7 protein-coding genes and 1 pseudogene are annotated in these 7,986 nt (G+C 39.3%); 1 reads left to right on the top strand and 7 read right to left on the bottom strand.

The window, feature by feature from the left end; all coding sequences use genetic code 11:
- Both AAC037_RS14225 and AAC037_RS14220 read right to left on the bottom strand, forming a co-directional pair.
- Positions 1-414 (bottom strand): exodeoxyribonuclease III (locus AAC037_RS14225; protein WP_339903610.1); only part of this gene is annotated, 414 nt, incomplete at its 3' end.
- Positions 411-773 carry a hypothetical protein gene (locus AAC037_RS14220; protein WP_339903611.1) on the bottom strand — a complete coding sequence of 121 codons (363 nt, stop codon included), beginning with the start codon at positions 771-773 and terminating at the stop codon, positions 411-413. The genes AAC037_RS14225 and AAC037_RS14220, both read right to left, overlap by 4 nt.
- 144 nt (positions 774-917) lie before the next feature.
- Here AAC037_RS14220 and AAC037_RS14215 point away from each other — a divergent pair, with 144 nt between their 5' ends.
- Positions 918-1,610: a phosphoribosyltransferase family protein gene (locus tag AAC037_RS14215; RefSeq protein ID WP_339903609.1), complete on the top strand. Its 693-nt coding sequence runs from the start codon at positions 918-920 to the stop codon at positions 1,608-1,610.
- Positions 1,611-1,612: 2 nt separating this feature from the next.
- On the opposite strand, the gene AAC037_RS14210 is transcribed toward AAC037_RS14215, so the two are convergent.
- The 5 genes and pseudogenes from AAC037_RS14210 to AAC037_RS14190 all read right to left on the bottom strand — a co-directional run.
- Positions 1,613-2,383 (bottom strand): S1/P1 nuclease, encoded by a 771-nt coding sequence (locus AAC037_RS14210; protein ID WP_339903608.1) that lies wholly within the window; start codon positions 2,381-2,383, stop codon positions 1,613-1,615.
- A 16-nt stretch (positions 2,384-2,399) separates the two neighbouring features.
- The gene (locus tag AAC037_RS14205) at positions 2,400-3,590 is read right to left on the bottom strand and encodes a M20 family metallopeptidase (RefSeq protein ID WP_339903607.1); all 1,191 of its coding nucleotides are present in this window, start codon (positions 3,588-3,590) and stop codon (positions 2,400-2,402) included.
- The gene (locus AAC037_RS14200; protein ID WP_339903606.1) at positions 3,577-4,116 is read right to left on the bottom strand and encodes a hypothetical protein; all 540 of its coding nucleotides are present in this window, start codon (positions 4,114-4,116) and stop codon (positions 3,577-3,579) included. Before AAC037_RS14200 ends, AAC037_RS14205 begins: the two co-directional genes overlap by 14 nt.
- Positions 4,117-4,127: 11 nt before the next feature.
- Complete coding sequence (gene secA, locus AAC037_RS14195) at positions 4,128-7,508, bottom strand: preprotein translocase subunit SecA (protein ID WP_339903605.1); 3,381 nt, start codon at positions 7,506-7,508, stop codon at positions 4,128-4,130.
- Between the two features lie 30 nt (positions 7,509-7,538).
- Positions 7,539-7,986: pseudogene (locus tag AAC037_RS14190) on the bottom strand (diaminopimelate epimerase); the annotation flags it as partial.

Genomic DNA, 7,986 nt, shown 5'->3' with positions numbered 1-7,986 from the left:
TTTGATCAAATCTTGGGTGTAACCATAGATATCATCTAAAAAGGCGTATTTAAAGTCTTGTCTTATGCCTCCGGTTGTTCCTGAAGGGAAATAGGCACATAGAAAAGAGAAATCATCATAATCAGCCCGAATGGTTCTTCCTTCATCATCATAAGCAGGTATACCTATACCTGCAGTAATATTCTTGGCCTTTTGCTTACTCAAAATGGCCACACCACTGTAACCTTTCTTCACTGCAGGATACCAGTATACGTGGTAACCCAAATCTTCAAATATAGATATGTCGATCTGGTTTTCCATTGATTTAACCTCCTGTAGGCCTATCATGTCAGGGTTTTCTTCTTCCAACCAGTCAGCAAAGCCTTTTTTTAGTGCTGCACGTATTCCATTAACATTGTAGGAAATTATTTTCATTTAATATCAATTTCAAATTCGTCTTCAAAATAATCCAAAACATGGATTTTTAGCATCTTTTCTTGGTCTGCGCTATTCAAATGAGGTAATTTTTTAATTAATTTCCAATGTGGCCATCCGTCTTGATCAATAAAGTCAAGGGTATAAAAACCCGAAAAACTTAATACCTTGCATGTTGCAATATGCATTAAATCCTGCTTTTCTTCTTTGGAAAATGTTTTAGGGCCTTTCCCTAGTTCCTGAACACCTATTATAAATAATACGGCATTGAGATCGGATGGTTTTTTACCGAAAATTTCTTGCAAACCAGAAAGAAGCTTCGACCACCTTCTTTCCAAATCCAAGTCTTTTTTTAACAGTGCCATGTTAACTATTTAATTTCTTCTTTCGCTTCTTACGACTGATTTCTTTTTATGTTTTTTTTCCATAAATTGATATAAGCCATTTTATTACAAATATAGCAGGTAAAATGGCTCATCAATTATAAACAAGGCAATTTAGGTATGCGTTTCAATTATTGGACAGATTTTTTATCACTGGTATTTCCCCAAACTTGTTGTTTGTGCAATAGAAGTCTGTTTCCATTTGAAAATGAACTTTGTAAAATATGTATTTCTGCCTTGCCAATAACCAATTATCACCTTATTCCTAACGACAATGATTTGAAAACAAAATTGCTTGGCCTAGCTCCTGTTGATAAAGTAATGGCTTATTTACGGTTTTCTAAAAAAGGAATTAGTCAGAAACTATTGCACCAGATAAAATACAAAAATAAACCTTTATTGGCTAAAGTTGTTGGACTCCAATATGGTTATTTATTGAAAGAGGCAGGTTATGAAAGCAATTGGACGGAAATAGTGCCGGTGCCCCTGCACCATAGGAAAAGAGAGATTAGAGGTTATAACCAAAGTGAACAATTTGGGCAAGGTATTGCTGAAGCTTTAGGAATTGAGTGCAAACGATACTTACTGAGAAAACAAGCAACAGAAACCCAAACCAATAAATCAAGAATTGATAGGTGGAAAAATGTTTCCGAGGTGTTTGAAGCCCTGAATGCAGACGATATTAAGGGAAAAAGGATACTTTTAGTAGATGATGTGTTAACTACAGGTGCTACTTTGGCCTCCTGTGCACATGCTTTGTTTAAATGCCAGCCTGAACAAATAGATTTGGCCGTCTTGGCTGCAGGGGATTGATTTTAGTTGAATATATCATTTAAAATTCCCGCCAATCGAATTCCACCTGCCAATAAACGCTCCTCAATATGAGGATAGGTTTTGTAGCCATAGCTATAAAAGAGCCGTTTATTGTCCGGCAAGTCATATATTATAGGTCTCAATTCTACAGCTTCTTCCAACCATTTGTCCAAATTATCAGATTGGTATTGTGAAACCAGTTTTTTGGTGGCTCTTCTATTTAGGTGCTGAGACAATTCCGTGAAACTTAAATTTTTTCCATCAATTATCTTGGTATCCCAAACACTGTGAAGGTTGGTGTTTTGGTTGAAATAAGTAACTTTTACATCATTACCACCCCGGTCGTTGCCAGTTCCGACGTGTAAGGGTTGATGCAAGTCTCCCACCAAATGCACGAGCATTTTAAGGTATGCCTTTTTATCTTCTTGATTGAAGGTGCCATTTTTTAAAGCAGCAATTATCATTTTGGTTTTTCCGTAGGCGTCTCCTGACTTCTCTTGTATGGATGGGTCATAGCCTTTTCCAGCTTTCACCGTCAAATAATGCCAAGAATTAAGGTGGTTGTAGGAAGGATCTGATTTGATCTCATCCATCCAATTGGCTACCATTGCAAGGGATTCGGGACCAAGAATATCCTGAATACTTCTGGCTGCCTTTTTACTTAGGTGATAGGAAGCAATTTCCCCTACCACCCGATGTCCTGTCTGTCCCCATCCAAAGGAGTGCAACACAATGCTCCACATAACAATGGCAGTTAAAATAAATTTTCTCATGGCTTCCTTGGGGTAATTATTTCTGCTTTAATTCTTGTAATGCGATATAAGCCATTAAGCCGGTACTGATACCCAAGGCATCTTCATCAATGTCAAAGGTAGGCGTATGTACACTTGAAATGATTCCTTTTGCTTCGTTTCTTGTACCTAACCTGTAAAAGCAACCATCTATCTCTTGGGTGTAATAAGAAAAATCTTCCGCAGCCATCCAGATGTCTATGTCCAATACATTTTCTTTACCGAGGTATTCTTCAGCTGCAGTAATTGCTCTTTGGGTAAGTTCGGGCTCATTTTTTAGAAAAGGATAACCCTTTCGAATTTCAAATTCTACCTCTCCACCCATTCCTTCGGCTATACCTTTGGCAATTTTCAGCATCTGTTCATGGGCGTTTTTTCTCCAGGCCTCATTCAAGGTTCTAAAAGTGCCTTCTATGTTTACCTCATTGGGGATGACGTTCGTGGCACCTTCGGCAATCACTTTACCGAAAGAAAGAACTGAAGGCGTCTTTGGATCTGCTTTTCTACTTACGACCTGCTGTAGAGCCACCAATATATGCGCACTGATTAAAACCGGATCAACAAGCGTTTCAGGCATTGCTCCATGACCGCCTTTTCCTATTACTTTTAGATAAAGTTCATCAGCACTTGCCATATACATTCCTTTGCGAAAACCAACTTTTCCAACAGGTATAAAAGGCATAACATGTTGTCCAATTACTGCTGAGGGCGTTGGATTTTGAAGTGCTCCATCTTTGATCATCATGGAAGCACCACCGGGAATTTTTTCTTCTCCGGGTTGGAAAAATAATTTTATGGTCCCTTCAAATTCATCCTTTAACTCATTTAAAATTTTAGCTGTACCTAGTAGAGATGAAGTATGTACATCATGCCCACAAGCATGCATTACCCCGGGATTAGTAGACTTATAAGGGACATCATTTGCTTCTACAATCGGAAGTGCATCCATGTCTCCCCTCAAAGCAATTACCTTCTTTGCCGGGTTTTTACCTTCAATAATGACTACTAAGCCAGTTTCAGCTTTTGATTCTATATGAGTAATGCCAAACGAACGTAATTTCTCTTCTACAAAAGCTACTGTATTGGTTTCCTTAAAGGATAATTCTGGATTGGCGTGTAAATGTCTCCTTAGCTCAATAATTTCCGACTTGTACTTGTCGGAAAGTTGGTGAATTTTATCTTTCAACATCTTCTAAATTTTCTTCTTTTTTCTCTTCGGCAAATTTCGGAAACTTGTCTTTTATAATTCTAGAACTCGAAAAGACGGTGTTCATTTTCTCGTAAGTGGCCAAAGCCTCTATTTTATTCACAAAGCGTCCTACCTTAACCAAATACCTGGGTTGCTGGTACTCCATATAGCTTTGCGTTTGAGGAAATTCGGAATAGGCTTCATTTCTTATTTCAAAAGCTTTTTCTCGATCTACTCCACTATAAATTAATATCGTAAAACCATTTACAAATAATTCTTTGCTATTCTCTTCAGCTATTTGTGAGATCCTATTATTGAGTTCAGTATCAATGGCAGAAGCACTACTACTTTCTTCCGTCACAGCTTCGGAAGTAGGAAGCTCGGCAAACTGAACCCTACTTGACGCTAGGTCTTCAGTATAGTTATTGTACCGATCAATATTTCCTCCGCTTTTCCGAATGTTTATAATGCCACAGCTGCTAAAAACTAGCAGAGACAAGAGATATATATTTATTTTTTTGAACATGTCAATGGCATTTAATCTTCGATTATTACACACTTGGCATCAGCGATATCCTGCGCAACGCTTTTATATTTAACATCTGACTTTAAATTCCCGTTGGCGTACTTGACAGTAACGCGGTCATTTCGACCATAAACCTTGTCTGACTTTCTTGGTTTAACAGGCTCTCTATTTACAGCTGGTCGGCTATTGGCTACTGCAGCCTTTTGTCCACCTTGATTACCCAATGTATTCCCTACTTCTTCTTTGGAAGCGGTTACCTTAGGCTCTGCTCCTGATTGATTTTGTGCAGCTTTTACTTGCTCAGGATCTTGTTTTGGGAGGTCCGATTTAGAAATAAAGGAAACAATATCATCATTTAATTTACCTATAAAGCGTTTGAACATTTCAAAAGCTTCAAATTTATAAATCAACAATGGATCTTTTTGCTCATAAACAGCATTTTGAACGGATTGTTTCAGGTCATCCATATCTCTCAAATGCTCTTTCCAGTTTTGGTCAATTATGGCCAATGTAACGGTCTTTTCAATGGCTCTGATCAGTTCTCGGCCTTCATTATTAAGGGTAGATTCCAAATTGATGACCACTCCAATTTGTTTGATACCGTCAGAAATTGGAACCATGATTTCCTTAACCGTTGCCCCTCTGTTCTTGTGAACATCTTTGAGAATAGGCATGGCTTTGTTGAGAATACCTTCGTTCTTTCTGGTATAGCTTTTATAGGCTTTGTCAAAAAGAATTTTAGTTAAGGTAACCGTATCTTTCTCTTTGAGCTCAGCTTCGGTAAATTGTTGGTCAATGCCCAGAGAACTGAAGATATTCATTCTCAAGTTTTCTAGGTCACCAGTGCTTTTACCCATTTCAATCAGGTCTTCGCAAACATCGTACATGATGTTTAGAATATCTAATTCCAGCCTATCCCCTATCAAGGCATTTTTTCTTCTACGGTAAACAACCTCTCTTTGGCTGTTCATTACATCATCATACTCCAAGAGCCTTTTCCTTACGCCAAAGTTGTTTTCCTCAACTTTTCTCTGAGCTCGTTCAATGGATTTGGTTATCATGGAATGTTGAATCACTTCACCTTCTTCAAGTCCCATTCGGTCCATTAGTTTGGCAATTCTTTCTGAACCGAATAATCGCATGAGGTTGTCTTCCAAAGAAACAAAAAATTGTGTGGATCCGGGATCCCCTTGTCTTCCTGACCTACCACGCAACTGTCGATCCACCCTTCTCGATTCGTGTCTTTCTGTACCAACGATGGCTAGCCCACCTGCTTCTTTTGATTCCGGAGAAAGTTTGATATCTGTACCCCTACCTGCCATATTGGTGGCTATGGTTACGGTTTTGGCTTTACCTGCTTCTGCTACCACATCTGCTTCACGCGCATGTTGCTTGGCGTTAAGAACCTGGTGTTTAATTTTTCTTATGGTAAGCATCCTACTCAGTAGTTCTGAAATTTCCACTGAGGTGGTACCCACCAGCACAGGCCTATTGGCATCGGTTAGTTCATTGATTTCATCTGCCACAGCGTTGAATTTTTCACGGACGGTTTTGTAAACCTTGTCCTGATGATCTTTTCGCTGTATAGGTTTATTGGTTGGGATTACAACCACATCCAATTTATAGATTTCCCAAAACTCTCCTGCTTCTGTTTCTGCAGTACCGGTCATACCGGAAAGCTTATGGTACATCCTGAAATAGTTCTGCAAAGTAATGGTGGCATAAGTCTGGGTGGCATCTTCCACCTTTACATTTTCCTTTGCTTCTATGGCCTGATGGAGTCCGTCAGAATACCTTCGGCCTTCCATTACCCTACCGGTTTGCTCATCAACAATTTTTACTTTGCCGTCCACCAAAATATATTCAGTGTCCCTCTCAAACATACAGTAGGATTTTAACAGTTGGTTTACTGTATGGATCCTTTGGGCTTTAACGCCATAATCTTTGATGATTTCTTCTTTTCTAACCAGTTTTTCGTGGTCTTCGATTTCATCATTTTTTTCCAAATCGGCGATTTCCATACCGATATCCGGCAAAATGAAGAAATTATTGTCTTCATTTTTCTTGGTAATGACTTCAATACCATTGTCTGTCAGGTCTACACTATTGGATTTTTCATCAATGGTAAACAATAGAGGTTCATCCGCTTCAGGCATGTTTCTTTTGTTGTCCTGAAGGTAATAGTTCTCTGTTTTTTGAAGAATTACCCTAACACCCGGCTCAGAGAGGTATTTGATCAAAGGCTTGTATTTAGGAAGTCCGCGGAAAGCTCGGAACAAGGCCAGCCCTCCTTCTTTATCATTTCCTTCCTTGATCAGCTTTTTGGCTTCGGAAAGGTAGTTTTGAACCAGCTTTCTTTGTTCATCAACCAAAGTGGAAACCCTTGGTTTCATTTCGTAAAACTCATGCTCTCCTCCCTTGGGTACAGGGCCGGAAATAATAAGTGGTGTTCTTGCATCATCAATAAGTACGGAATCGACCTCATCAATCATGGCAAAATGATGTTTTCCTTGCACAAGATCTTTAGCATCTCGGGCCATATTGTCTCTTAGGTAATCAAAACCAAATTCATTGTTGGTACCATAGACAATATCCGCTTGGTAAGCAGTTCTTCTGGCTTCTGAATTAGGTGGGTATTTGTCTATACAGTCCACCTTTAATCCATGGAATTCAAAAATTGGAGCGTTCCATTCAGAATCTCGTTTGGCCAGGTAGTCATTCACCGTTACAATATGAACTCCTCTGCCTGCAAGCGCATTTAGATAGGCAGGTAAAGTAGACACCAAGGTTTTACCTTCACCAGTGGCCATCTCTGCAATATTTCCACGGTGCAATGCCACACCACCCAAGAGCTGAACGTCATAATGAACCATTTCCCAAGTTACTTCTACGCCGGCAGCCGTCCATGTATTATTCCAAGTGGCCTGGTCACCATCGATTTCCACATAGGATTTGGAGGCAGCCATGGTTTGGTCTTGTAAATTGGCAGTGACTGTCAACTTACCATTTTCTTTGAGTCTTCGGGCGGTTTCTTTTACCACAGCAAAAGCCCGAGGCAAAACTTTCTCCAAGCTTACTTCCAGGGCTTCATCTCTTTCTTTCTCTACCGCATCAATTTGGTTAAATAGTGCATCCTTGGCCTGAACTTCCTCCGGATTTAATTGATCAATTTCATTTCTTAGTTCGGAAATGCGATCATCAAATGATTTGAGGTCTTCGTTTATTATGTCCTTTATCTTGGTAGTTTTATTTCTTAATTCATCATCAGAAATATCGGCCAACTTGGCAAAGGCGGTATTTACTAGTGCCACGACTGGGCTTAAGGCTTTAATGTCTCGGTCCGATTTGGTACCAAAGACTTTTGCTAACCCTTTTGCTATTGATTCTAACATATTGTTTAAATACTTTTTCTCTAAGGCTATTTAATTGTATTCATTAATGGCGTCTGATGGAATATCTACGCTGATGGTACCACTGAAAACCTGATCGGCAGGTCCGGTCAATACAATCTTTTCGAAATTTCCATCGATATTTTTCTCAAAACTAACCTGAAGATTACCTCCGGGAGTTTGAATATTTACATTGTTCTTCTCTTTTTGCACTCCATATAATAGTGCGCAAGCTGTTACACCTGTTCCGCAGGAAAGTGTCTCGTCTTCAACCCCTCTTTCGTAGGTTCTAACTTGAATCGTATCAGGGGAAAGAATGGAAATAAAATTCACATTGGTACCCTCAGGATATTTTTGCTTGTCTCTTCGGATTGTTCTTCCTGTACCAACAACGTCAAATTCATTCACGTTATCAACAAAGCGCATGTGATGTGGAGATCCTGTATTGGCAAAGTAATCTTGATCTACACTTTGGACTTCC

Source organism: uncultured Cyclobacterium sp. (assembly GCF_963976465.1).
Taxonomy (GTDB): domain Bacteria; phylum Bacteroidota; class Bacteroidia; order Cytophagales; family Cyclobacteriaceae; genus Cyclobacterium.
This window is presented reverse-complemented; position numbering and strand designations above follow the sequence as displayed.

Bases quoted from the DNA above. Each gene is read 5' to 3' on its own strand.
- secA (WP_339903605.1), bottom strand. From the start codon at position 7,508: ATGTTAGAATCAATAGCAAAAGGGTTAGCAAAAGTCTTTGGTACCAAA.
- AAC037_RS14205 (WP_339903607.1), bottom strand. From the start codon at position 3,590: ATGTTGAAAGATAAAATTCACCAACTTTCCGACAAGTACAAGTCGGAA.
- AAC037_RS14215 (WP_339903609.1), top strand. From the start codon at position 918: ATGCGTTTCAATTATTGGACAGATTTTTTATCACTGGTATTTCCCCAA.
- AAC037_RS14200 (WP_339903606.1), bottom strand. From the start codon at position 4,116: ATGTTCAAAAAAATAAATATATATCTCTTGTCTCTGCTAGTTTTTAGC.
- AAC037_RS14210 (WP_339903608.1), bottom strand. From the start codon at position 2,383: ATGAGAAAATTTATTTTAACTGCCATTGTTATGTGGAGCATTGTGTTG.